At 68.9% G+C, this 24,502-nt stretch carries 20 protein-coding genes; 6 read left to right on the forward strand and 14 right to left on the reverse strand.

The features are described 5' to 3' along the window. Positions 1-10: 10 nt before the first annotated feature. From AAHG09_RS09665 to asd, 5 genes are all read right to left on the reverse strand, one after another. On the reverse strand, positions 11-3,181 hold the full coding sequence (locus tag AAHG09_RS09665) for an efflux RND transporter permease subunit (RefSeq protein WP_342106794.1): 3,171 nt from the start codon (positions 3,179-3,181) through the stop codon (positions 11-13). Beyond that, positions 3,178-4,701, reverse strand: a complete 1,524-nt coding sequence (locus AAHG09_RS09670; RefSeq protein ID WP_342106796.1) for an efflux RND transporter periplasmic adaptor subunit — start codon at positions 4,699-4,701, stop codon at positions 3,178-3,180. Before AAHG09_RS09670 ends, AAHG09_RS09665 begins: the two co-directional genes overlap by 4 nt. After that, positions 4,698-5,108: a FixH family protein gene (locus AAHG09_RS09675; RefSeq protein WP_342106797.1), complete on the reverse strand. Its 411-nt coding sequence runs from the start codon at positions 5,106-5,108 to the stop codon at positions 4,698-4,700. The genes AAHG09_RS09670 and AAHG09_RS09675 overlap by 4 nt, the downstream gene beginning before the upstream one ends. A gap of 81 nt (positions 5,109-5,189) precedes the next feature. Then, positions 5,190-5,645, reverse strand: coding sequence for a hypothetical protein (locus tag AAHG09_RS09680; protein WP_342106799.1), 456 nt, complete (start codon positions 5,643-5,645; stop codon positions 5,190-5,192). Between the two features lie 144 nt (positions 5,646-5,789). Then, positions 5,790-6,701: an archaetidylserine decarboxylase gene (gene asd, locus AAHG09_RS09685; protein ID WP_342106801.1), complete on the reverse strand. Its 912-nt coding sequence runs from the start codon at positions 6,699-6,701 to the stop codon at positions 5,790-5,792. A gap of 32 nt (positions 6,702-6,733) precedes the next feature. Here asd and AAHG09_RS09690 point away from each other — a divergent pair, with 32 nt between their 5' ends. Continuing rightward, entirely contained in the window at positions 6,734-8,419 is a 1,686-nt protein-coding gene (locus AAHG09_RS09690; protein ID WP_342106802.1) for an aminotransferase class III-fold pyridoxal phosphate-dependent enzyme, read from the forward strand. Positions 8,420-8,590: 171 nt separating this feature from the next. On the opposite strand, the gene AAHG09_RS09695 is transcribed toward AAHG09_RS09690, so the two are convergent. Together AAHG09_RS09695 and AAHG09_RS09700 are read right to left on the reverse strand one after the other, a co-directional pair. Next, positions 8,591-9,202: a hypothetical protein gene (locus AAHG09_RS09695; RefSeq protein WP_342106803.1), complete on the reverse strand. Its 612-nt coding sequence runs from the start codon at positions 9,200-9,202 to the stop codon at positions 8,591-8,593. Positions 9,203-9,253: 51 nt separating this feature from the next. Beyond that, on the reverse strand, positions 9,254-9,940 hold the full coding sequence (locus tag AAHG09_RS09700; protein WP_342106804.1) for a class I SAM-dependent methyltransferase: 687 nt from the start codon (positions 9,938-9,940) through the stop codon (positions 9,254-9,256). Between the two features lie 706 nt (positions 9,941-10,646). On the opposite strand from AAHG09_RS09700, the gene AAHG09_RS09705 reads away from it, so the two are divergent. The 4 genes from AAHG09_RS09705 to mqo all read left to right on the forward strand — a co-directional run bounded on the left by AAHG09_RS09705 (position 10,647) and on the right by mqo (position 15,976). Further along, positions 10,647-11,432, forward strand: a complete 786-nt coding sequence (locus tag AAHG09_RS09705; protein ID WP_342106836.1) for a lytic murein transglycosylase — start codon at positions 10,647-10,649, stop codon at positions 11,430-11,432. Positions 11,433-11,870: 438 nt separating this feature from the next. Beyond that, entirely contained in the window at positions 11,871-12,989 is a 1,119-nt protein-coding gene (locus tag AAHG09_RS09710) for a DUF2778 domain-containing protein (protein WP_342106805.1), read from the forward strand. 219 nt (positions 12,990-13,208) lie between these two features. Next, positions 13,209-13,682 (forward strand): lipocalin-like domain-containing protein, encoded by a 474-nt coding sequence (locus AAHG09_RS09715; RefSeq protein WP_342106806.1) that lies wholly within the window; start codon positions 13,209-13,211, stop codon positions 13,680-13,682. A gap of 572 nt (positions 13,683-14,254) precedes the next feature. Further along, positions 14,255-15,976 carry a malate dehydrogenase (quinone) gene (gene mqo / locus AAHG09_RS09720; protein WP_342106807.1) on the forward strand — a complete coding sequence of 574 codons (1,722 nt, stop codon included), beginning with the start codon at positions 14,255-14,257 and terminating at the stop codon, positions 15,974-15,976. Positions 15,977-16,047: 71 nt separating this feature from the next. Here the strand turns inward: mqo and AAHG09_RS09725 are convergent, their stop codons facing one another. The 3 genes from AAHG09_RS09725 to AAHG09_RS09735 form a co-directional block, all read right to left on the reverse strand. Then, entirely contained in the window at positions 16,048-16,782 is a 735-nt protein-coding gene (locus tag AAHG09_RS09725; RefSeq protein WP_342106808.1) for a DUF3750 domain-containing protein, read from the reverse strand. Positions 16,783-16,867: 85 nt separating this feature from the next. After that, complete coding sequence (gene mdcB / locus AAHG09_RS09730) at positions 16,868-17,737, reverse strand: triphosphoribosyl-dephospho-CoA synthase MdcB (protein WP_342106837.1); 870 nt, start codon at positions 17,735-17,737, stop codon at positions 16,868-16,870. 79 nt (positions 17,738-17,816) lie between these two features. Beyond that, positions 17,817-19,799: an acyl CoA:acetate/3-ketoacid CoA transferase gene (locus tag AAHG09_RS09735; protein ID WP_342106809.1), complete on the reverse strand. Its 1,983-nt coding sequence runs from the start codon at positions 19,797-19,799 to the stop codon at positions 17,817-17,819. A gap of 497 nt (positions 19,800-20,296) precedes the next feature. Between AAHG09_RS09735 and AAHG09_RS09740 the strand changes: the two genes are divergently transcribed. Further along, on the forward strand, positions 20,297-20,563 hold the full coding sequence (locus AAHG09_RS09740; protein ID WP_342106810.1) for a hypothetical protein: 267 nt from the start codon (positions 20,297-20,299) through the stop codon (positions 20,561-20,563). Positions 20,564-20,985: 422 nt separating this feature from the next. Here AAHG09_RS09740 and AAHG09_RS09745 read toward each other — a convergent pair whose 3' ends face one another. The 4 genes from AAHG09_RS09745 to AAHG09_RS09760 form a co-directional block, all read right to left on the reverse strand. Continuing rightward, a complete protein-coding gene (locus AAHG09_RS09745) occupies positions 20,986-21,588 on the reverse strand; it encodes a hypothetical protein (RefSeq protein WP_342106811.1) in 603 nt (200 codons plus the stop codon). A gap of 321 nt (positions 21,589-21,909) precedes the next feature. Further along, positions 21,910-23,607 carry a LysM peptidoglycan-binding domain-containing protein gene (locus AAHG09_RS09750; protein WP_342106812.1) on the reverse strand — a complete coding sequence of 566 codons (1,698 nt, stop codon included), beginning with the start codon at positions 23,605-23,607 and terminating at the stop codon, positions 21,910-21,912. A 293-nt stretch (positions 23,608-23,900) separates the two neighbouring features. Next, positions 23,901-24,284: a CsbD family protein gene (locus AAHG09_RS09755; protein WP_342106813.1), complete on the reverse strand. Its 384-nt coding sequence runs from the start codon at positions 24,282-24,284 to the stop codon at positions 23,901-23,903. A gap of 91 nt (positions 24,285-24,375) precedes the next feature. Then, positions 24,376-24,502 (reverse strand): CsbD family protein (locus AAHG09_RS09760; protein ID WP_412760009.1); only part of this gene is annotated, 127 nt, incomplete at its 5' end.

Here is a 24,502-nt window from a genome sequence, read left to right on the forward strand (position 1 = left end):
GGGGGCATCGCTAGGCGGCGGCCCGTTGGTGCGTTGGCTCGTCGACGGTCATCACGCCGTCTCGGTTGCCCGGCGGCAGCCCCCAGCCCTTCACAAGCGCGTAGACGGCGGGGATCACCACCAGGGTGAGCGCGGAGGAGGAGACCATGCCGCCGATCATCGGCACGGCGATGCGCTGCATGACCTCGGAGCCCGCGCCCGTGCTCCAGAGGATCGGGACAAGGCCGGCCATGATGGCGACCACCGTCATCATCTTCGGGCGCACCCGCTCGACCGCGCCGACCATGATGGCGCGGCGCAGGTCATCCCGCGTCGGGGCACGGTCCTCGCGTCCGCACGCGGCCCGGACTTCGTCCCAGGCATGGTCGAGGTAGACCAGCATGATCACGCCGGTCTCCGCGGCGACGCCGGCCAGCGCGATGAAGCCCACCGCCACCGCGACCGACAGGTTGAAGCCCATCCCCCAGAGCAGCCACACCCCGCCGACCAGGGCGAAGGGCAGCGACAGCATCACGATCAGCGTCTCGGTCAGGCGCCGGAAGTTCAGGTACAGGAGCAGGAAGACGACGAGCAGCGTCAGCGGCACCACGATCCGCAGGCGCGCCTCGGCCCGTTCGAGGTATTCGTACTGCCCGCTCCATTGCAGCGTGGTGCCCTCCGGCAACCGCACGGCGTCCGCCACCGCCTTACGCGCATCGGTGACGTATCCGCCCAGGTCCCGTCCGGCGATGTCGACGAAGAGGTAGACCGCGAGTTGCCCGTTCTCGGTGCGGATCGAGGTCGGCCCCCGGGTCAGCGCGACCGTCGCCACCTCGCGCAGCGGCACCGTGCCGCCCGCGGGCAGCGGCACCTGAACCGCGTCGGCGATGGCGCCCGGGTCCGAGCGGAAGGCGCGCGGATAGCGGACGTTGACGGTGTAGCGCTCCCGCCCCTCGACCGTGTTCGTCACGGCCTGTCCGCCGAGGGCCGTCGCGATGACGGCCTGCACGTCGCCCACCGTCAGGCCGTAGCGCCCGAGCGCGTCGCGATCGGGCGTGATGTCGAGGAAGTAGCCGCCCATCACGCGCTCGGCATAGGCGCTCGACGTGCCCGGCACGGTCCGGACGACAGCCTCGACCTGCCGGGCGACGCCCTCCATGGCCTTCAGGTCGGTGCCCAGCACCTTCACGCCGACCGGCGTGCGGATGCCCGTCGAGAGCATGTCGATGCGGGCGCGGATCGGCTGGGTCCAGGCGTTCGAGACGCCCGGGAATTGCAGCGCGGCGTCCATCTCGGCCTTGAGGCCGGCGAGGGTGATGCCCGGCCGCCATTCGGATTTCGGCTTCAGGGCGATGACCGTCTCGAACATCTCCATGGGGGCGGGATCCGTCGCCGTGCCGGCACGCCCGGCCTTGCCGTAGACCGAGGCCACCTCGGGGAAGCTCTTGATGATCCGGTCCTGGGTGGCGAGGAGTTCGCCGGCCTTCGTCACCGAGAGGGCCGGCAGGGTCGTCGGCATGTAGAGCAGGCTGCCCTCGTCGAGATCGGGCATGAACTCCGAGCCGAGCTGCCGCGCCGGCCAAGCGGTCGCCGCCAGCACGCCCACGGCGAGCAGGATGGTGAGCACCCGGGCGCGCAGCACGCCCGCAATCAGCGGCCGGTACAGCCCGATCAGCAGCCGGTTCAGCGGGTTGCGGTGCTCCGGGATAATCCGTCCGCGCACGAACAGCACCATGAGCGCCGGGACAAGGGTCACCGACAGGAGCGCGGCGGCCGCCATCGCGAAGGTCTTGGTGTAGGCGAGGGGCCCGAACAGCCGGCCCTCCTGGCTCTCCAGGGTGAAGATCGGCAGGAAGCTCACCGTGATGATCAGGAGCGAGAAGAACAGGGAGGGCCCCACTTCGGACGCCGCCCGGATCAGGATCTCGATCCGCGGCGTCCCCGGCGGCGCCCGCTCCAGGTGCTTGTGGGCATTCTCGATCATGACGATGGCGGCATCGATCATGGCGCCGACCGCGATGGCGATGCCGCCGAGGCTCATGATGTTGGCCCCCAGTCCGAGCGCCTTCATGCCGGCGAGCGCCACTAGGATGCCGACCGGCAGCATCAGGATGGCCACCAGCGCGCTCCGGACGTGGAGCAGGAAGACGACGCAGACGAGGGAGACGACGATGCTCTCCTCGACCAGCGTATGCCGCAAGGTGTCGATGGCGGCATCGATCAGCTGTGAGCGATCATAGACCGGCAGGATCTCCGTCCCGGCCGGCAAGCTCCGGGCGACCTCGGCGAGCTTCGCCTTCACGCCCTCGATGACCGAGAGGGCGTTGGCACCGTAGCGCTGCAGGACGATCCCGCCCGCCACCTCGCCGTCGCCATTCATCTCGGCGATGCCGCGCCGCTCGTCCGGACCGAGTTCGACCCGCGCGACGTCGCGCACGCGCAGCGGCGCACCACCGGAGGTCTTCAGCACGATAGTCTCGATATCGGCGATGTTCTTCAGGTAGCCGCGGCCCCGGACCATGAACTCGAATTCGGACAGCTCGACGGTGCGCCCGCCGACATCGGCGTTGCTGGCCCGGATCGCGTCGCGCAGCCTGTCGAGGGAGATGCCCTGGGCGCGGAGCCGGTTCGGATCGACCACCACGTTGTACTGCTTCACGAAGCCGCCGATGCTCGCGACTTCGGCGACACCCTCGGCGCGCGACGCCCCGAAGCGGATGACCCAGTCCTGCAGGGAGCGCAGCTCGGCGAGCGTCCGCTCCTTCGCCACCACGACGTATTGATAGACCCAGCCCACGCCGGTGGCGTCGGGGCCGAGCGTCGGCGTGACCCCGGCCGGCAAACGGCTGGCCACGCCGTTCAGGTATTCGAGCACCCGCGAGCGGCCCCAATAGGGGTCGGTGCCGTCCTCGAAGATCACGTAGACGAAAGACACGCCGAAGAACGAGAAGCCGCGGACCACCTTGGCCTTCGGCACCGTCAGCATGGCGGTGGTGAGCGGGTAGGTGACCTGATCCTCGACCACCTGGGGGGCCTGCCCCGGATACTCGGTGTAGACGATGGCCTGCACGTCCGAGAGGTCGGGGATGGCGTCCAGGGGCAGGGTACGCAGCGCCAGAACCCCGGCCGCCACGGCGAAGACCGTCCCGATCAGCACGAGGACGAGATTGCGGGCCGACCAGCCGATGAGGCGCGCGATCATGGCGTCCCCCCTGCATTCGCGGCCTGCCGGTCGACCTTCGGTGCGGCCAGGGACTGGAGCGCCGCCTTCAGGTTGCTCTCGGCATCGATCAGGAAATTGGCCGCCGTGACCACCCGGTCGCCGACCGAGACGCCGTCTCGGATCTCGGTGTAGCCGGCGCCCCGGACCCCGACCGTCACGGCCTTCGGCTCGAAGCGGCCTTCGCCGCGGTCGAGCAGCACGATCTGCCGCTCGCCCGTGTCGATCACGGCGTCATCCGGGACGGCCACCACCGCGGTCGCGTCGCCGGTGTTGATCTCCACGTCGGCGTACATGTCGGGCAGGAGCGTGCCGTCTGAATTCGGCAGCTCGATGCGAATCCGCGTGGTCCGCGTCTCGGGGTTCACCTGCGGATAGATGACCGCCACCTTGCCCGAAAAGGTCCGACCCGGCGCCGATCGCAGCCGCACGGTGACGGCCTGCCCGACCCGCACCCCGGCGAGGTCGCGCTCGGGCACGTCGGCCAGCACCCACATCGTGGCGATGTCGCCGATGCGGAACAGGGTGTCGCCGGCGGCGGCCTTCATGCCCTCGATGGCGTTCCGCTGCAGGACGAGGCCGTCGCGCGGGGAGGACCACGTGATAGCCATCGGCACCTTCCGGGTGCGCTCCATCTCGTCGATGACGGCCTCGGAGACGTTCAGGTTCTGCAGGCGCCGTCGGGCACCGTCGAAGCCCGGGTTGGCGATGAGCTGGGCGGCGGCGGCGTTGATCTCGGGCGAATACACATGGACCAGGGGCTGGCCCCTGCGGACCCGGTCCCCTGTGGTGACGTTCTCGACGTGATCGACGTAGGCATCCGAGCGGGTCGCCACGATGGTGACGCGCCGCTCGTCGAGCGCCAGGGTTCCGGGCACCCGCACCGGCTGCGCCACCACGTGCCGCGCGACGCGTTCGGTCCGCACGCCGGTGCGCTGGACCTTGTCGGGCGAGAGGGTGACGGCGGACCCGCCCGCATCCTCGTCCGCGTAGACGGGGATGTAATCCATCCCCATCGAGTCCTTCTTGGGCACCGGCGAGGTGTCGGGCAGCCCCATCGGGTTGCGGAAGTAGAGCAGCCGGCGGGCGCCGGCGGACTTGGCGGCCTCACCCTGCGGCGTGTCCTGACCCGCCATACCGGAGGACGTGGGCTTGTCTGCATCGGCGCTGCCGAAGCTCACGTCCTCGCCTGCGTGCACCGGCTGGAATGGGCGCCCATCCTCGGTCGCCATCTGCGATGCCGAGTAAATCGGCTTCCCGTCGGGATCCCGGTAGTAGATCACGGGCCCGGTCGGCTGCACGGGCGAGCCTGCACGGGTCGGGGCATCGGGAAACCAGCCGGTGAACCGCGCCCGCACGCGGTCGGGCACAGCGGTGCCGAACGCGGACCGGGCCCGCTCCACGAGCGCCGGCACGGGGTTGTCGGCGTGCCCCGCCGTATAGCCGGTGACCCCGGCCGCGAACGCGGCCAGGGTTCCGACAAGCCATGCCGCCCGGCTCATTTGACGGCTTGGAAGACCAGCTTGTCCTCGACCGTGCCGGTCTCGCCCTGGACCTTCGCCCCGAGCGAGAGCCGCCATCCGCCGGCCATCGAGAGCTTCGCCTTGAAGCGGTAGATGCCGGGCTCGGTGGAGGGGAGTTGCTCGATCCGGGTGACCATCTCCTGCATGCTGTCGGGGGCCATGTCGAGCCGCTTGGCGAAGATCACGGCGTCGGGCACGGGCTTGCCGGTCCGGCTGTCGACGAGGCGCACGGCGACGACGGCCTCGCCGACCTTCGCCTCCTGCTGCAGGAGCTGGAACTGATAGTCCTTGATGTCGGCCCGGGCGGGCAGGGTCATCGCCGACACCGACGCGACGGCGCAAAGCAGCGCGGCCGGCACGGCGCGCGCGAAGGGATTCTTGATCACGGGTTTGGTCTCCTGAACGCGATGGGCGATGGCGCGCGGACGCGCGTCATCGTGCCGGCGCTAGCGCCGGCGGCACCGGGTTCAGGCTCGGGGTGGCTCGGGTAACGGGGCCCCGGACACGCTGGACAGGGAGGCCGGGTCCGGCCAGGCCACGCGCGCACGCCCCCCGACGGGCGTCGGGATCGGGAGCGCGGCCGGCGGCAGGGAGGTCAGGCTCCCCAGGCACAACGCCATCAGCGGGCAGCCCTTGGCGCAGTCCGGTTTTGCGGCATCCGGCTTGGCGAAGTCCGCCTTCGGGCAGCAGGGCATGTCGTCCATGTCCAGGCCGGCTCTGTCGGGCGCGACAGCCCCGTGGTGACCCATGGATTCATGCGCCATCCCGGCCATGCCATGGGCGCCCATGGCCGCCGCCCGAGGCCCATGGGACATCGACGCATGCATGCCGGCCGTGGCCGCGGGGGCGGTCACCGGCGTCAGGGCGAGGCTGAGGACCGCGAGGAGCGGCAACAGGCGCCGGAGGGCGAGCCAGAGGTTCACGGAGCCAGAATGCCAAACTTCGCGCCGCGGCGAAAGCCCGCCCGGCAGGTCCTGGAACGGCTGACCTGCCGGTCCGGTGCGCAGACCGCAACGGTCTCGAATGACCGTGCCACCGTGCGGACCCCTTGGTTCTCGAATCGGGCCTCAGCGGCTATGCGGTTCGGGCGCACCGGGCAGATACATCAGAGGCTCGCCCATGCGCAGCCGCGCGCCTTCCCGCAGGGTCGGGCACAGGGCGAAGCCGGGCGGCGTCAGCACCACGATGGTCGAGCCGTGCTCGAACCAGCCCATCTCGTCGCCCTTCCTGAGGTGGGCTGAGCAAGGCAGGCGGCGGCCGTTCGTACGCCGGAGCGCCGTTCCCTCCGGCAGGAATCCCAGGCGCAGGCCCGCCACCAGGATCGCCGCCACCGGGACCAGCGAGACCGCATGGCCACCCGTGGCGAGCCGCAGGCGCAGGACGGCCCGCTCGTTCCGGCAGAACAGACCCTCGACGCGCTTCAGCGCGATCGGGTTCACGTTCCAGGTATCGCCCCAGATGTGCCGCACCGACTCGACCTGCAGGTCGTGGGGTGCGTGGAAGCGATGGTACATCCCGGCGGTGAGCCGGAGCGTCGCGTAGGAACCGCCCTCGTGCGCGCGTGCCAGATCCGCGTCGTCCCCCAGCAGGTCGGCGAGCCGATAGGACAGGCCCTTGATCTGGAACAGGCGCCCCGCCTCGATGCGCCCATGGGCCCCGAGGATCGCGTCGCTGGGGCTGGTCAGGATCGTGGGATCGGCCGCGATCGGCCGCGCGCCGGGCCTGAGCGCCCGGATGAAGGCGGCGTGGAGGCTCGGGAAGCCGGCGTCGCGGGCGTCGCTGAGGTCGACGTCGCAGAACAGGCGCCACGTGGCGATCGAGACGTCGCGGACGAGGGGCTGCTCGATCCGGCTGAACCAGCCCATGAACCGCGTGGCGAGCCGGCGCGGCAGGCGGTTCGTGAGGAGGAAGTTCAGATCCTCCTGGGCGCCGACCCGGGCCAGGACCCGCCGCAGCGGCGCTCCAACAATCGTCATCATGCCGTGAAGTGCCTCCGATAGGGGGCGGAGCGATGTCCGCACTCCTCGTCACCCTGTCCGCCACGACCGCCGCCGCGGTCCTCGCCCTGCCGCGGGCCGCGCAGCGCCTGCGATTGTCCCGGGCGAAACATCCCTCGCTCACCGGCCATGCCCGGATGGCGCGACGCGTCGCCGGGCTGATCCCGCACTACGCGTATTCCGAGCGCGCCTTCTTCCGCTCGGACGATCCCGACGAGGTCGTGGCCGCCCGGCGCGAGAACGGCTTCGCCCGGCTCTCCGAGGCGTTCCGGACGCGCTTCGCCCGCACCCGCGCGGAGACCGAGGCGGTGCGCGACGGCCTGTCGGACCTGCAGTTCACCGGTCTCTACCGGGTGCCGTTCCAGTACGCGCAGCATGTCCGCGCGCATCTCGGGACCGGTGCCTTTGCGGCCGCCTCCGAGGGCGTGACGCTCACGGATCTCGACGGCAACGTCTTCTACGACCTTGCCGGCTCCTACGGGGTGAACCTGTTCGGCGTCGACTTCTACAGGTCCTGCCTGGAGGAGGGGACCGCCCGCGTTTCCGCCCTCGGGCCCGTGCTCGGCCCGCTGCACCCGGTGGTCACCGGCAATGTCGCGCGCCTCAAGGCGCTGTCCGGCCTCGACGAAGTCTCGTTCCACATGTCCGGGACCGAGGCGGTGATGCAGGCGGTGCGGCTCGCCCGCTACCACACCGGCCGCCGCCGGATCGTGCGCTTCTGCGGGGCCTATCACGGCTGGTGGGGCGCGGTGCAGCCCGGCATCGGCAACCCGGTGCCGACCCGCGACACGCTCACCCTGGCCGACATGTCGGCGCGGACGCTGCGCGTCCTCGCGCGCCGCCGGGACGTGGCCTGTGTGCTGGTCAACCCGCTGCAGGCCATGCACCCCAACGCCGGGGCGCCGTCCGACTCCGCCCTGGTCGACAGCGCGCGCAAGGCCGCCTTCGACCGGGCCGCCTACACGAAATGGCTCGCAGACCTGCGTGCGGTCTGCACCGAGCGGGGCATCGTGCTGATCCTCGACGAGGTCTTCCTCGGCTTCCGCCTCGCCCGCAGGGGCGCGCAGGACTACTTCGGCCTCCAGGCCGACATGGTCACCTACGGCAAGACGCTGGGCGGGGGCCTCCCGGTCGGCGTCCTGTGCGGGCGCGCCGATCTGATGCGGCGTTATCGGGACGACCGCCCGGTCGACATCTGCTTCGCCCGCGGGACCTTCAACGCGCACCCCTACGTGATGGGTGCCATGGGCGCGTTCCTCGACCGACTCGACACGCCGGAGGTCGCCGCCCTCTACGCCGACCTCGACGCGACCTGGGACCGGCGCGCGGCCCGGCTCAACGCCCTGCTGGCGGAGGCCGACCTGCCGGTGCGCGTGGCCAACATGTCGACGGTCTGGACGGTCCTGTACACCAAGCCGTCGCGCTACAACTGGATGCTGCAATTCTACCTGCGCGCGGAGGGGCTGGCCCTGTCCTGGGTCGGGACCGGCCGCCTGATCTTCAGCCTCGCCTACGACGACGCGGCCTTCGAGGCCGTGGCGGCGCGGTTCGTGGCGGCGGCCGAGACCATGCGGGCCGATGGCTGGTGGGATGTGACGGCACCGAGCGACAAGGCGATCCGCCGCTCGATCCTGCGGGAGGTGGCGGCCGTGCGTTTGGGCAAGTTCGGCGCCCGGCTCGGGTTGCGCGCCCCGGAGTAGCGGTTTCGATAGGTCGCGACCTTTTGCGGGTTCCGGGCGGAGCCTTGATGGGTTCGGGCAAAGCCCGGTATCGGGGCGCCGCCCCGATACCCCGCCAAAGGGCCGAAGCCCTTTGGGATCCCGACCGTTCAGATCACAGCGCCGGGCGGTCCCCCTGGCACCTGTTGGGTGTCAGGCGCCGCGCTCGTGCGGCTCGTGCTCCTCGACCAGCTCGCCGTGCAGCAACGCCAGCGGCGCCTTGTGGTAGAGCTTGATGTCGTGGAACGGGTCCGTGAGGATCTTGGCGGCCCAGACGATGCCGGTCTGCACGTCGCGCTGGAAGAACAGCTGGACCATCCGGAACAGCAGCCCCCCCAGGGCCAGCCACAGCCAGATCCAGCCCACGTTGCGGATCAGGTCCGCCGTGGTCTGGTGCGGTGACAGCAGGCCGAACAGGGTGGGATCGAAGTAGAGCGGCAGCGGCGACAGGGCCCAGATCGCCAGCAGGACGATCTTGCGCTGCAGGTTGTAGCCGACCTTGATCTCTTCCTTGTGCTCATGGCTGGCATCGTTGACGTGGTCGTAGCCCTTCGGCTCGAAGAAGAGGTGGCCGGCCTGCCGGGACGTCATGGCGATGAGCCAGCCGATCAGCGCGGCCGTCGCCGGATCCTTGAACGCCAGGGCGTAGGCAACCAGGAAGCTGATCGCACTGACGACGTGCAAGCTCTGGTTGACGCGATTGTGGTGGTAGTACCGGTGATCATCCCAGCGCTGGATGCGCAGAGCTTCCAGAAAGCTCGCCATGGTGTGCGTCCTCGTCGAAATGTGGTGGGTCGGGGGTGACGTCGCGGACTCTCAGGCGTCGTGCTTGCGCAGCCGGACGAGGGAAAAGTGACCGAGCGGCGGGAGCGCCCGGCGCTCGACGATCTCGACCGGAGCGCCGGCCGCCCAGCTGGTGTAGCGGTTCCAGGCGAATTCGGTCCGCCAGCCGAGTCGGCTCGTGATCGGCGCAAGGGCATGCTCGACGGTACGGCGCAGGCCGTCCTCGGCGCCGATGCGGGTGGTGATGACGATCTCGCCGCCGGGGCGGAGAACGCGGGCGAACTCGTCCAGCGCGGCTTCCGGGTTCGGCACCGCCGTCACCACGTACTGCGCGACGATCACGTCGAACGACGCGTCGGGAAAGTCGAGATGCTCGGCATCCATCACGGCGAGGCGCTCGACGTTGCGCAGGCCAAGCCGCGCCACGCGCTGGCGCGCCTTCTCGAGCATCGGCGCCGAAATATCGATGCCCACGATGCTGGCCGCCCGCCGATAGGCCGGAAGGGACAGGCCTGTCCCGACGCCGACTTCGAGGATGCGACCCCCGATCCGCTCCGCCGCGGCCGCCGCCAGGGTTCGCCCCTGCGCGAAGACCGGCCCGAAGACCAGATCGTACACCGGCGCCCAGCGCCCATAGGCCTTGGCGACACCGTCGCGATCGAGATCGGGGCCGAGTGCGCCTGCGCGCGATGAGCCGGTGCCGTGCATTCCGATAGCCATGGGTGTTCAGTCTCGCTGTCTGCCAAGTCGAAGGCGGGTGTGGGAACGTCGAAGGGTCGTGGCCTCTGCGCCCGTCAGGGGCTGCCCGGCCGGAACGCGTCCGGCATCAGGCCAGCCCGCGCATTCGCAGGGCCCGTCGCTCCCGGGTCCGCGGCGGCTTCGCGCCTGCACGCCCCGGGCGAACGGTGCGCCATCCTTGGGATCGCCGACATCGCGGTACGCTGGATGCGAATCAGGAGACGCGGAACGATGGTGGGCATTGTTCTGCCCGGTTCGTCATGAGCCCCACGCCGCTTCTCCAGAGACCTTTTTCCGCCGGCAAAGCTATGACTGTCGTTTGACAGCGTTGTGACGGCTCGAAAAACCCTACCGGACCAACGATTTTCGTCGGCAAATCAATTTGTCAGGGCGTCCTTGGCCCGAGACACTGCATTGATGACCCAGGCATCGCGCGATGATCTTGCCGGCAAAGGGATAGCTGGCCGACCGAACGGCCATTCGGCGGCGCTCGGCGGATCACGGGCGGGGCCAACGGACCGGCATCGAGACGCAACGGTTGTTTAGCGAAACCGCAAGGATGTGAAGGTTGGATCCCGGAGTTCGCGTCTTCGACATCTTCTCGCCGTGATATCGCCGAGATAACGCGGGGTATCGCCGGGCGGATGAGGCGCGCTGAAGCGCCCAAGGAGTGTTTCGCGTGATCGACATGATGCGGCGTCAGACCTTCGCGATGGCGGCAATCGCCGGGCTTGCCTTGAGCGCCGGACAGGCGAGCGCCGCGCAATGCGGCAACACCGCCGCCGGCTTCGAGGCGTGGAAGCGGGACTTTGCGCAAGAGGCGCGCGGCCGGGCCAGCGCGGCGAGCCTCGCGGCCCTGCAGAACACCACGTATTCGACCGCCACGATCTCGGCAGACCGTGGTCAGCACAGCTTCAAGCTGTCGCTGGACCAGTTTCTGGCCAAGCGCGGCGGCCCGGCGATCGTCTCCCGGGGCCGTGTGCTGAAGCGGCAGAACGCGGCCCTGTTCGACTCGATCGAGCAGCGATACGGCGTGCCGCCGGGGCCGCTCCTGGCGATTTGGGGCATGGAGACCGGGTTCGGCGCGGTGCGCGGCAACGTCAACACCCTCTCGGCCGTGGCGACCCTCGCCTACGATTGCCGCCGCTCCGAGTACTTCACGGACCAGCTCTACGCGGCGCTGACGCTGGTCGATCGCGGCCTGCTGACGCCGAGCACCCGTGGGGCCGCCCACGGGGAGGTCGGCCACACGCAGTTCCTGCCGAAGAACGTGCTGACCTACGGCACCGGCGATCTCAACAATGTCGGTGCGGCCCTGTCGTCCACCGCCAACTTCCTCAAGGCGCATGGCTGGCGGGCCGGCGCGGGCTACCAGCCCGGCGAGCCGAACTTCGCCGCGATCCAGGGCTGGAATGCCGCCCCGGTCTACGAGCGCGCCATCGCGCTGCTCGGGCGGCAGATCGACAACGATTAGGGCGGATACGGCGCCGGGCAGATCCCGCTTCGGCGCTGGAGCATGCAGAGTCCCATGCCTTCGGGCACGGGGCTCGATCCCGGCTCCTGGTTCAACACTCGGGCGCTGGCAAGCCTGCGGATGAGCCGGTCGGACCGATCCATCCCGGGCCATCCGAGATCCTGCAATCGCCGGTCCGAGGGCCGTGATGCGCCGCGACGAATGCGGCGATCAACACAGATATCGAAAGCCATACTGCTGCCGAACACTTGACGGAGCCAAATCTCCAAGCCCGAAAATGGTCTCGATCGATCCCAGATCGACCATGGACTTGCCGCAGAAAAGCCTATTCGCCCCCGCTGTTTCGCACCGAGCGGAGCAGGTCTGCCGGTCGCGCGATTTCGGCATCGCGCCGAACAGCGCTTCTGCCCCCGCCCGACGCGGAGCATGGGCATCTTCATGGCGATCGAATCGGTGCCGGCAGACGGTCAGGACTTCAAGCGGTCGCGGCGCGCCTGCCTTGCACCGCTGACGGTGTTGACCGGCGCGCTGGCCGTAGCCCTCGTCGGGTCGGCCATCCGGGATCGCGATCTGAAGCCGGCCCCCACGCATCTCGCTCTGGCGGCTCAACACGCCATGCCGGAGGCCGCGAACCAGCCGGCGGATGCGCCCGAAGCCGCCGCGGCATCGGGCACCGAGACGTCCCTGACCGAGGCGGACGCTGGCGGAACCGCAACAGCCGACCGCGCCGACAATCCGCCGGCCCACTGGGCCTGGATGCAGCTCGCGCCCGTCGATTCGCTGCCGGATATGGCTCTGCTTCCTGAAGGCGGGGCCAGCGAGGCGCCGCGCACGGCCATGATCGTGCCGCTTCCGGTTCCGCGCCCGCCTGAATTCCGGGGCTCGGGTACGACGGCGCTCGCCCGAAGGTCCGAGCGCCGCATCGCCCGGCGCGATGTTCCCCCGACGCAGCCCGGCGCGCCGCCGGCAGACGAGCGCTCGTTCCTGGAGAAGCTGTTCGGCATCGAGCAGCCGGCCCCGGCGCTGGCCTACGCGGCGCTGGAGAGCAAGCCTCTGGATGTCGCGCCACAGCGGCGCATCTCGCCCCCGCTCGCCCCATCGCGCGAGCCGAGCGCGACATCGGGCGTCGCCGTGTACAACATCACGGCGCGGACCGTGACGCTGCCCAGCGGCGAGCGCCTCGAAGCGCATTCGGGGCTCGGCGAGGGTCTGGACGAGCCGCGCTTGGTCAACGTGCGGATGCGGGGGCCGACGCCGCCCGGAACCTACGATCTGACCGAGCGCGAACAGCTGTTCCACGGCGTCCGGGCCATCCGGCTGACCCCGGTGGGCGGCAGCGAGGCGGTCTATGGCCGTGTCGGGTTGCTGGCCCACACCTTCATGTTGGGACCGCGCGGTGATTCGAACGGCTGCGTCTCGTTCCGCGACTATGATCGGTTCCTGCAGGCCTATCTCCGGGGCGAAATCCAGCGCCTCGTCGTAGTGACCGGCTCGCAGGATCCGCTGCCCACGATGGCGGATGGCGGCCGGACGCGCTTGGCACGCAACGGCGGCTGATGCCGGGGCGGCACGGGTCGTCGGTTGCGCCGAACGGCGAGGGGCGCGCCGCACCGGTCACGCATTAGGCTTGCCAGAATCGGATGGGAGCGCTGGGTTGGACGCCCGCAACGCGACAGGGCGATCGACGACATGCGTTCCACGAGATCACGCACACATCTGGGCCGCGCGCTGGCAGCGCTCGCCGTCATCGCATCGCCGCTCGGGATGCCCTTTGCGGTGCCGCGAGCCCACGCGCAAAGCCACGACCAGACCGACCGGACGGACGCTTCGCTGGCCGACCGTATCGTCGGGACCTGGGAACTCGTGTCCTACAAGGTCGAGGACAAGGAGACAGGCCAGCTGATCGACGCGATGGGCAGCACGCCCCGCGGGCGCGCCATTTTCACCCGCGACGGCTGGGTCGCGTTTAACCTGGAGGGCAGCGACCGGACGCCGGCCACCAACGAAGCCGAACGCGCCGCGCTGATGAAGAGCCTCGTCGCCTACATCGGGCGCTACCGGATCGAGGGGGACCAGTGGGTGACGTCGGTCGAGACGGCCTGGGCGCCGGATTGGGTCGGCACCGAGCAGCGGCGCACCGTTCGCCTCGACGGCGATGACGCCGAGGTCACGACCCCGTGGCGCGTCATGCCGAACTGGGGCGCCGGACGCCTGTCGCGCAGCCTCGTCCGATTCAAGCGCGTCCGATAGTCGAACCTGGGTTACGCGAGACTTCGGCTCGGGCCATACCGGACACTCAGGGTCGACGGAGGAACAGGCGGAATGTCGCCCGTTCTCCGTTCGTATTGATCCAGATCTCGGAGCCGCGAGGCACCCGGGCCGAGCCGGCGGACACACCCGGACGACTCGACCGAGCGCCGACGCCATTTCGGTGATTGTCCTGCCAAGCTTCATCCTCTATGAGGGCGGCGATCAGCGACTGTGCCGAACAGGCCAGCGCTTCCTCCCGCGAAGGTCGCCGGTCTCATGCGACCGGTCGAGTCGGATCCGTACGCGTCTTTGACGCTCGGTTCAGTCTCTGCGGCGGGCAAGAACAAATGAGCGGCCCAGCCCGATTGATCCGGTTCACGCGTCAACCTGCTGGCGCGTGAGCCCGGGCGCAACGCGCGACAGGCCGGTCTCGGGCGATGCCGAGGCTTGGCCCGACGATCCTGAGGAAACGATCCGAAAGGCTGGCGCGGAGCACCCCGTCGCCGACCCTGCCGTGTCCAGTTCGCGGATGTGCTCGCCAAGCGCGTCCGCCCTCCAACCGGGATCTGCCCATGCGTGCCGACGACGAAACCGCGCCCTTCCCCCATCGGAAGCCGCAGGCGGTGCCACCTCTGAGCCGGCGGCAGCTCCTGGGGACCGCCGCGGTGGGGCTGGCAGCGGCTTCGCTGCCGACGTCGCTGGCGCTGGCCGCCGACGGCAAGGTCGACGTGCTGCTGATCGGCGGCGGCATCATGAGTGCGACGCTCGGCGTCTGGCTGAACGAACTCGAACCCTCTTGGTCGATCCAGATGGTGGAGCGCCTGGATCAGGTCGCGCTGGAAAGCTCGAACGGCTGGAACAATGCCGGCACGGGTCACTCGGCCCTCGCGGAGCTGAACTACACTCCCGAGAAGAACGGCAAGATCGAGATCGCCAAGGCGGTGGAGATCAACGAGGCGTTCCAGGTGACGCGCCAGTTCCTGGCCCATCAGGTCAAGACCGGCGTGATGACGAACCCCCACGCCTTCATCAACCACACGCCGCACATGAGCTTCGTCTGGGGTGACGACAACATCGCCTACCTGAAGAAGCGCTGGGAAGCGCTGAAGGCGAGCCCTCTGTTCGCCGGCATGGAGTATTCGGAGGATCCGGAGCAGCTGCGCAAGTGGGTGCCGCTGATGATGGACGGGCGCGACCCCAAGCAGAAGGTCGCCGCCACGTGGTCGCCCCTCGGCACCGATTGCGAGTGGGGCGAGGTGACCCGGCAATACGTCGCCCACCTGCAGAAGCAGCCGAGCTTCAATCTGCGGCTGTCGACAGAGGTCGAGAGCATCGTCAAGAACGCGGACGGTTCCTGGCGGGTGACCTCGAAGAACCTCAAGGACGGATCCCGGCAGAGCGTCGACGCGAAGTTCGTGTTCATCGGCGCGGGCGGCGGCGCGCTGCACCTGCTGCAGAAGTCCGGCATCCCGGAGGGCGACGACTATGCCGGCTTCCCGGTGGGCGGCTCGTTCCTGATCAACGACAACCCGGACGTCGCCACGCTCCACCTCGCGAAGGCCTACGGCAAGGCGTCGGTCGGCTCGCCGCCGATGTCGGTGCCGCACCTCGATACGCGGATGCTCGGCGGCAAGCGCGTGATCCTGTTCGGACCGTTCGCGACCTTCTCGACCAAGTTCCTGAAGGAGGGCTCGTACCTCGACCTCCTCAGCTCCACCACGACCAGCAACATCTGGCCGATGATGCGGGTCGGCATGGATGAGTTTCCGCTGGTCGAGTACCTCGCCGGGCAGCTCATGCTGTCGGACGATGACCGCATCGCGGCCCTGCGCGAGTACTTCCCCAAGGCCAAGAAGGAGGAGTGGCGCCTCTGGCAGGCGGGTCAGCGCGTGCAGATCATCAAGCGCGATCCGCAGAAGGGCGGCGTGCTGAAGCTCGGCACCGAGATCGTCAACGCGAAGGACGGCAGCATCGCCGCCCTGCTCGGCGCCTCGCCGGGCGCCTCCACGGCGGCGCCGATCATGCTGCAGGTGCTGGAGAAGGTGTTCGCCAAGAACGTCGCCACGCCGGAATGGCAGGCCAAGATTCGCGAGATCGTTCCGAGTTACGGCACGAAGCTCAACGACGACCCGGATCGCGTCGCGCAGGAATGGGCCGCCACGAGCGCGGCACTCGAACTGCCCGCGCCGCCGCAGATCGACCGGGCGGTGCTGAAGCCGGTCCCGACCGCTAGCACCGTGCTGAACAGCAATCCCGCCCCGGTGAATGAGCCGGTCCACGACCTCGCACCGTGAGTGATGGGGTCATAGCCGGGAGCGGACCAACACAGGGCTGCTCCGGCGCGGGATGCGGTCGGTGACCGACCCTAGATGCCGACCCGCCCCAGGGCCGGCAGCTTGATGCCGGGCCGGCGCAGGTCGATCCCGGCGACGCCGCCGAGCAGGTTCAGCTCGATCCCCTCGACCCAGCCGATCGTCAGTCCCGCATAGCCGCCAAGATTGACCCGGACGCCCGTCCCCGAGGGTGTCCAGCCGATCCATCGGCCATCATAGGGAAAATCCTTGCCGATCGCGGTGGTCGGCAAGCTGGCGCGAATCTCCGGCACCGCCGCCATGATGGCGGCCACGAAGGTGTTCGAGTTCGGCCCCGGCCAGACTACGTAGTCGCCGGGCCGGGCATAGCGGTACTCGGCCACGGCCTTTCGGATCCGCGGCAGCATCGCCTCGGCCGCCGGGCCGTCCGCCGCGAACACCGTCTCGGGTGGGTTTCCGAACCACCGCCCGTCGGGCACGAAGCGGTCGATCCAGATCGGTTGCCCCCAGGCCGTGTAGTCGAAGCGCCGATAGGCGCGCTCGCCGGGTCCCTTGATGACGATCCAGCTGTGCGTCGCCACGATGCCGCGCCAGCTCACCGTGCGCGCGGAGAAGATGCGGACGATCGCAACCGGCTCGTTCTCGGCGGGCCGGAGCAGTCCCGCACTGGAGCGGTCGGCGAACCGCCAATCGCCACTGGCGCGCAGCCAGTAGAGTGTGGCGGAGATCGCGACGGGCACGACGAAGAGGGCTGCGAGCGCGAGGAGCGCGATCCGGATCAAGGTCACGGTGTGGCCGAAGCAGGGGTTGGCGGGACTCCCTATCTGGGTATGGCCAAGCCGCGATGGAATGCGACCGAAGCGGCCCGCAGCCTCAGCGATGCGGACTTGCCCCGAGGGCCTCGAGCAGGAGCGTCGCGGCGAGGAGATCGGCGCATCCACCGGGGCTGAGCCGCGCCGCCACGAAGGCCCGATGGACCGCGATCGCGTGATCGCGCCAGCCCGGCGCAGCGATGCCGCCAGCCTCCCGGAAGGCCGCCGCCTGTCCCCGCGCGGTTGCCAGCCCGTCCGAGCCGCCACGATGGAGGAGGTTGGTGTCGTCGATCACGGCGAGCAGGGCGAAGAAGCAATCGACACGCGCAGCTTCCGGATCGTCGGGGGCGCGGGCTTGACCCAACCGCAGGGCCGGCAATCCGACCGCCCGGAGCGCCGGGAAGCCCGCCGCCGCCTGCGCGCTGGCGCCGCCGACGCCGTAACGCCGGACCGCCCGGCCGCCGTGGCTCGTGGGGGATGCCGGAGCGCGGGCGATCTCGGCACCCCAGCGTGTTCCGACCGTCTCCGCGTACGATTCCGCGGAAACCGGGCCGCTGCCGATCGCGCCCGCCGCCGCGCAGATCAGGCCCAGCGAGAAGATGGCGCCGCGATGCGCGTTGATCCCGCCGGTCGCCCGCATCATCGCGGCCTCGGCCCGGATCCCGATCGCGCGCAGTTCCGCCATCGCGGCGCCGTTTGCGCCGGCCTCAGCAAGCTGCGCGAAGAACGGTTGGAGCGACGCCGCGCTGCGCCGCAGGGTATCGGCGTCCATATCGTCGTGGCTGCCCGAATCGATCGGGCTGACGAGGCCGGGCTTCGGAAAGGTCTCCAGCTCGTCGATCAGGGCGGCATGCGCGAGGACGGCGACGTGCCCGGCCCATGAGGCGCCGGCGCCGGCGCACGACGGGAAGGAATGATTGGACCGGTACAGGTTTGCGGCTCCTGTGGACGCGCGGCGGCGCCCCCGTATACCAGACCGCCGCCCACGCGTATCCGCCGCCGCGCGGCCCCTACGCTGCCGACGCCACCGCCGGCGAGATCCGCTTGCGCGCCTTCTTGTCCTCGGTGCTGCTCAGGAAGGCCTGGGCCTCCTCCTTCCGCTCGAAGACGTGGGGCGCGACACCGCGCTTCGTCAGCGCCTCCTCCATCTTGAGGCGCAGGAAGGCGCTGGTCGCGTAGCGCGTGGTCGTGGCGTAGTAGTTCGCCTGCAGATACTGGAGCACGCCGGCGTAATCATCGACGAGGTTCTCGTTGAGCCGAAAGCCATCGTGGTTGATCACGGCGTTGACCCGCTGACCGGCCTTGCGGCAGGCCTCGACGATGGTCATGCGCAGCTCGTCCATGTCGCCCTTCACCCGGCAGTACCAGCCTTCCAGGTTGATGAAGAGGATGTTGCGCTCGCCGTCGTAGCTGACGCGGGACTTCAGATCGAGGTTGAGCAGATCCGAGGCCAGCTCCATCGGCTCGTCGCGGAAGATGCGCGGATCCATCGGCACGGGATTCCGCACCACGGGGGCGAAATCCATGTGTGCGAGGATGTCCCGCTCGATGTCGATGCCGGGCGCCACCTCGACCAGTTCCAGCCCCTCCGACGTCAGCTGGAACACGCAGCGCTCGGTGACGTAGAGGACCGGCTGCGAGCGCTCGACCGCGTAGGGACCCGAGAAAGTGTTCTGCTGGACCTGCGTGACGAACTTGCGCGCCCGGCCTTCGCTGACGATCCGGACCTGCCCGTCGTCGACCGCAATCTCCAGGCCGCCGGCCGTGAAGGTCCCGGCGAAGACGACCGTCCGGGCGTTCTGCGAAATGTTGATGAAGCCGCCGCAGCCGTTCAGCTTGCCGCCGAATCGGGAGGTATTGACGTTGCCGGCAGCATCGCACTCGGCCATGCCGAGGCAGGTCATGTCGAGCCCGCCGCCGTCGTAGAAGTCGAACATCTGGTTCTGGTCGATGATGCAGTCGGCGTTGGTGGCGGCGCCGAAGCTGGAGCCCGACGCCAGCACGCCGCCGACCGCCCCGGCTTCCGTGGTGAGCGTGATGTAGGGGGTGATCTTCTCCTCGTTGGCCACCGACGAAATGCCCTCGGGTGCGCCGACGCCGAGATTGACCACGCCGTTCGGCGGCAACTCGAACGCGGCGCGGCGTGCGATGATCTTGCGCTCGTTGAGCGCCATCCGCTTGATGCCGGTGACGGGTACGCGAATCTCGCCGGCGAGCGCGGCGTCGTGCATCACGCCGTAGTTCATCCGGTGCATCTCGGGCTCGGCGACCACCACGCAATCGACCAGGATGCCGGGCACCCGCACGTCCTTGGGCAGCAGGTAGCCGTCATCGACGATGCGCTCGACCTGGGCGATGACGATGCCGCCATTGTTGCGGGCCGCCATGGCCTGGGCGAGACAGTCGAGGGTCAGCGCCTCCTTCTCGTAGGAGAGGTTGCCGGACGGATCCGCCGAGGTCGCGCGGATGAAGGCCACGTCGATCTTGGTGGCGGTGTAGAACAGCCATTCCTCACCATCGACCTCGACGAGCTTGACGATGTCCTCCGTGGTCAGCTCGTTGACCTTGGCGCCCCCGTGGCGCGGATCGACGTAGGTCTTGAGGCCCACCTTCGAGAACAGGCCGGGCTGGCCGGCCGCGCAGGCCCGATAGAGCTGCGAGATCACGCCCTGGGGCAGGTTGTAACCGCGGATCAGGTTGTCCTGCGCGGCCTTGGCGACCTTCGGCATGCGGCCGAAATTGGCCGCGATCACCCGGGACAGGAGGCCGTCATGGTGCAGACGGCCGGTGCCGAGGCCTTTGCTGTCGCCCGCGCCGGCCGTCATGATCAGCGTCAGGCCCCGGGGCGAGCCGGTCTCCACGAAGCGCGCCTCCAGAGCGGCGTGGAGCGCCTCCGGAATGCAGCTCTGAACGAAGCCCGTGGTGGTGACGACGTCGTTCTCGCGGATCAGCGCGATCGCCTCCCGCGCCGAGATGACCTTGTTCTTCCTCATGGAGCCCGTGATCCTTCCAGACTTCCGATCGCAACACCGTTTGCAAGACGGACCGTCTCCGACATCGTTGCCCGTCGACTGCGCACCGCCAGAACGAGTCCAGGGTCGGGGCCAGATGAATTTTTCAGTCCCATTCTATTGCATCGCATCAATACATGCGGCATCGCGGCATGCAGCTCGTCTGCGGTGATACGATAGTCTATTATAGGTCCGCGTTGCCTCTGAAAAACTCTTCGCGGCCCGATCAGAAAAATTGTGTTCGGGGATCGCGCGCGGCGGTGAGGACCGTCGCGGTCCTTCGCGTCGACCTGAAGCGCGCTCGCAGGCCCGGACGATCATCGCCCATCTCGCGCGGCATTCGTCATATGTTGAAACTTTAGGTCAACATTCGCGCTCGCTAATGCGAATTTTGAACCGTTTACCAGCAGTTTTACAATTGTTGGAGAACCGGATATAAGATCTTCGACATGGGGAGCGTGTTTGTTCAGGAGCACGTGATGACCGACATGACGCCGATCGCGGATGAAACCGCGACACGCTTTGCGTTCAGCCTCCTGCGGAGTGCTTATCTCGATCTCGCGCAGTCGTTGCTGCGCATCGATGAGGAGCCGGCGCGCGCGTTATTAGAGGCGGTGGAGCACAGGATCACTTACCGGCTCGGCGCCCTCGCACAGACCGATCCGGATAACATCCCGGAGCAGCCCGCATTGGCCGTCGCGGCCGCGCAGGTTCAAGCTGTCCTGCGAGATGCCCGAGGGCATTAGGACACTGTCACCGGAGGTAAGAGCCGGGGCTATAGAGAAACCACCACCCCGTGTCCGATTGCCCGCGGATCGTTGCTTCATTGCGTGACACACGCACTGGGCGGAGGCCAGCGAGGTCCCGGTCGGACGCCGATCTTCCGTGCAATCCGGCGGCACCGGCGGGAAACGGGCTCAGGATCCGGCCAGCATACCGGCGGATTGAACCACGACCACCGCGAGGGTGCAGAGCGCGGCCGCGGCGACGGCATATGACACGATCGTCATGAATATGTTCATGGGTAGCCCTCATTTTGAGGCTTCCGCCAAGAGAAGCCACGTGGGCGACGACGCCCGGATCTAAGCCAAGGGCGGCACTCTGCACGCGCGCCCATGCCTGGGGCGTCCCCGCCATTCGCGCATGGCGAAGGCGGGGCGGCGTCCGGTCAGCGTGTTTGCTGCGGCATCAGGTTGCGAGCCTCCTGCACCGCGTCGCGGCACGATTGGTCGCCCTTAGCGTTGAGGTCGGTCGCGCGCTGCAGCGCCGTCTTGGCCTGCGAAATTTTGTCCTCGGTCAACAGTTTCGCCGAGGCAGACGGGGTACCGCCCTGTTCAGCCTGCGCGGCCGCGGTCGGCTTGTTCTCCGACTGAGCCCGAACGTCGGCCGGCGAGGTCGCCACTTGACCGTTCGCCACGGCGTCGGCCTGCGCCTTCCCGGCCGTGGCCGCCACGGGGCCTGCGACGCCGCCGACCGTACCCGGCGATCCGCCGCCCTCCCGGGTCATCCGACCGTTCTGCGAGTCGTCCGCCGACTTGGACGTTGTTCCAGTCGTGTCGGCAACCTGCCCATTCGAGCCCGCATTCGGCCCCTTCTGTTGACCGGCATCGGGCTGGGAGACGGGTGCCCCCAAGCCGACCTGTGTTCCGAGGTCCCGCTTCAACTTGGCGATATCGTCCGAGCAGGGACTGCCTTCCTGCGCGGAGGCCACCGTGGTGGCGAAACCGAAGGCGGCCAGGACGACCGCACCAGAAAGCATTTTCAGGCGCAAAGACTTTATCCTTCTATGTTGGCTCCCATAAACAACCCGTCTTGACTTCAGTTCTCCAAGCACAGGCGCGCAACAACGATCAGCGTCAACTTGCCACTGGCTTCGATCGCTCAAGAGTATTTTGCATTCAAATCGATTGATCGCGGGCCTGGAGTCGGCCGTCTTCAGCGCGGCGTCGGCATCGATTTGCGGTGCGGATGCTGCCGATCTGAAGCCCGACGCATTCTCCCTGACTGGGCGATGCGGAAGACCGTAACAGCCTGCCCCAACACCGACCCAGTGGCCGGTCGGACCATTAAGACACCAGAGCGAGCCCAGACTTCAGTCCACCCGTTCGCTCGTCCTCACCGCCGCGCCGTTCGCGTTCGGCAACACGAAAATCTGTCCTGGACAAATGAGATCGGGATCCCGGATCCGCTTCCGGTTGGCATCGTAGATCAGGGTGTAGCGCCGCCCCTGGCCGTAGGTGCGCCGGCTGATCGTCCAGAGGTCGTCGCCGCGCACGATGCGGATGGTCTCGATTCCGGGCCCATGGACGTCGGATGACCCGGCGCCGCTCCCAGCCGGCCCGCGCGCGTGAGGGCTGCCTGTCTCCGGGGGCTGCGGCGAAACCATCGCAGACTCGTCACGTCGACCGATGTCCCGGGGAGCCTCTCGATCGTTGGCGCCCAATCCGGCAACCACGCGCGGCCCGACCTGTTGCGCAACGGGAGAGCCCCCGCCGTCGTGATCGTTGGCGAGGGCCGTGAACGGGATTTCGGCGCGGTCGCGAACCGTGCCGGTCGCAGGATCGACGCGGTCGAGCCGAAGCCTGTCATTGCCCCGCGCCACCCCGTGGTCGATGGTGAACGTGACCGTCCCATCGCGGCCAACAATGGCCGGGGCAATCAGCGTGTCGTTCATGTGGAGGCGCAGGTTCGTTCCCGCGGCCGCCTTCGCCGTCACGAGCCATCGACCGCCCTCCGCGGGCTCGACGCTGATCACCTTGGGACCGGCCGCATCAGGTTCGCCCGACGCGCTGTCCGTTGCTGCCGCGCTCGGATCCTGTGCGGGTTCAACCGCCTTGGGTGCGATGTCGTTGCCCGCTCGGCTTGGTTCGGTCGTGACGCCCGGCCGGGGAGTATCGGCATCAGGGCGAGGAAGGCTGGCGGCGCGATTCGCCTGATCCTCGATCTGCATTGGCGTTTCGTGATTCGGTGAGGCGTCATTCTCGGCCCGAGGCTTCGACGCGGCCTGTCCTGTGGAGGTACCCAAGCCGATCGCGGTCGCACCGTCCGGCTCGGACAGGGCCTCTGTTGGTTTGCCGGGCGACGTCACGGCGCCGAGGGGCGCCACATCCCGGTGCGGAGCCGCCATCGAGGCGACATGCCCCGGGGGATGCCGTGTCGCTTCGTCGGCGTCCGCGGCGCGGCGGTCGGGGTGGCTGTTCCCAGTCGGCAGATCAGGTGAGGTCGGTGTCCGATGCCCGCCGGCAACCGCCCGCGTATCGGCCGGGCGCTTGCCCTCGACGGCATGCGGCGCGACCCGTCCGGCGACTGATGCAGAGCCGTTCGGCTCGACGCGCAGGATGTCCGAGCCCGGCGAGACAGAGCTAGGCGTCGGCGGCGTCTGCGCGCTAGCCGATGCGTCGGGCTCAGGAATCCGCAGAGATCCTGTCGCCATCTCGTCCGTCGCGGCGCGCGGGCGGCTCGTCCCGGTGATCGGCCCCGACAGGGCGGCCAACGGCTTTCGGTCGACGTCGGGGGAGGGGGCGTCGTGATCGAAGATCACGTCCCTGCTCTCGTAGACAATTCCGGCCAGCCCGATCAGTAGGAGCAGGCATACGAACGCGAGGGCCGCGCGGCGTCCGCCGCCCGTCCTGAGGACTTCGGGTGAGGGCGCGGGGACCGGGATCAGCTCCTCAGCCTGCATCGCGACACGTTTGCGTTGACGCCGGCCGAGCAGCGCCGTGATCACCCCAAGGCCGGCGAGCCCGCCGATCAGCGCGGTGAAGAGGATGCGACGCAGGGCTGTCATCATGTCGTGTCGGTTCCCCTGCGTCGCGATGGGATATGCGGTTGCGGGCCCTCGCTCGGGCTGCGGTCGCCGGTTCAGCGTGGCGACCGCAGCCTTTGGTTCACGGTCTCAGGTCATCGGACCGATGGGGCATTCGAGATCGGCTTCGGCTCGGACGAACGCGCTTCGCTCGACGGTCAGTATCCGCGGCGGGGCGGAGTGGACGCCCGGCCGTTGAGGCGGCGGCTGACGAAGGCGATGACCTTCGGCAGCAGGAAGGCGGTGAGAAGCTTGCGGATCATGGAAACCTCCGGATTTCAGCGGGACGGGCGGGCGAGCCAGCCCAGGGCGAAGGCCACGCCCACGAAGGCCAGCAGCGTGGTGGTGCGGTTGGTATCGGCGTACCGGATGGCGCGGCGGCCGTGGCTGCTCACGCGGCGGCGGGCTTCGTCGGCATAGTGGCGGCCGTCGTCGATCAGATGATCCGCCCGCTCCCGGGCCTCGTGGGCGAGGTGCCGGCCATCTTCGACGAGATCCTCGGCCCGATCCCGGGCCCGGCCATAGGCGTACTGCGCGCCACCGGTTACTTGGTTCACGGCGCCGCGGACTTGGCGGGCCGGATCGCCGGTCAAGCCGCCGAGGGCGGTTTGGGCGCGACCCTTGATGTGACGGGACGCGCCACGGATCTGGTCGCGGTTCATGTGTCTCTCCTGTGTCGTGTGGGAGGAGCCCCGCATCGGAGCGTGGGCAGCGTCGGCAGGGCCGGCGCCGCCCGGTGGGATTGTCGCGGTCTCAGCGCTTGCCGGTGACCTTGTCGGCGAGGTGCTGGGCGCCGTCCTTGACGTCGCCCACCGTCTTCTGCGCCTCGCCCTTCAGCTCCTGCGCCTTGCCCTCGGCCACCAGCTTGTCGTTGCCCGTC

Origin of the sequence: Methylobacterium guangdongense (assembly GCF_038442355.1) — a bacterium.
GTDB classification, from domain to species: domain Bacteria; phylum Pseudomonadota; class Alphaproteobacteria; order Rhizobiales; family Beijerinckiaceae; genus Methylobacterium; species Methylobacterium guangdongense.

Bases quoted from the DNA above. Each gene is read 5' to 3' on its own strand.
- AAHG09_RS09750 (WP_342106812.1), bottom strand. From the start codon at position 23,607: ATGATGACAGCCCTGCGTCGCATCCTCTTCACCGCGCTGATCGGCGGG.
- AAHG09_RS09665 (WP_342106794.1), bottom strand. From the start codon at position 3,181: ATGATCGCGCGCCTCATCGGCTGGTCGGCCCGCAATCTCGTCCTCGTG.
- AAHG09_RS09710 (WP_342106805.1), top strand. From the start codon at position 11,871: ATGGCGATCGAATCGGTGCCGGCAGACGGTCAGGACTTCAAGCGGTCG.
- AAHG09_RS09705 (WP_342106836.1), top strand. From the start codon at position 10,647: ATGATGCGGCGTCAGACCTTCGCGATGGCGGCAATCGCCGGGCTTGCC.
- AAHG09_RS09700 (WP_342106804.1), bottom strand. From the start codon at position 9,940: ATGGCTATCGGAATGCACGGCACCGGCTCATCGCGCGCAGGCGCACTC.
- AAHG09_RS09670 (WP_342106796.1), bottom strand. From the start codon at position 4,701: ATGAGCCGGGCGGCATGGCTTGTCGGAACCCTGGCCGCGTTCGCGGCC.
- AAHG09_RS09755 (WP_342106813.1), bottom strand. From the start codon at position 24,284: ATGAACCGCGACCAGATCCGTGGCGCGTCCCGTCACATCAAGGGTCGC.
- asd (WP_342106801.1), bottom strand. From the start codon at position 6,701: ATGATGACGATTGTTGGAGCGCCGCTGCGGCGGGTCCTGGCCCGGGTC.
- AAHG09_RS09735 (WP_342106809.1), bottom strand. From the start codon at position 19,799: ATGAGGAAGAACAAGGTCATCTCGGCGCGGGAGGCGATCGCGCTGATC.
- mqo (WP_342106807.1), top strand. From the start codon at position 14,255: ATGCGTGCCGACGACGAAACCGCGCCCTTCCCCCATCGGAAGCCGCAG.
- AAHG09_RS09690 (WP_342106802.1), top strand. From the start codon at position 6,734: ATGTCCGCACTCCTCGTCACCCTGTCCGCCACGACCGCCGCCGCGGTC.
- AAHG09_RS09695 (WP_342106803.1), bottom strand. From the start codon at position 9,202: ATGGCGAGCTTTCTGGAAGCTCTGCGCATCCAGCGCTGGGATGATCAC.
- AAHG09_RS09740 (WP_342106810.1), top strand. From the start codon at position 20,297: ATGACCGACATGACGCCGATCGCGGATGAAACCGCGACACGCTTTGCG.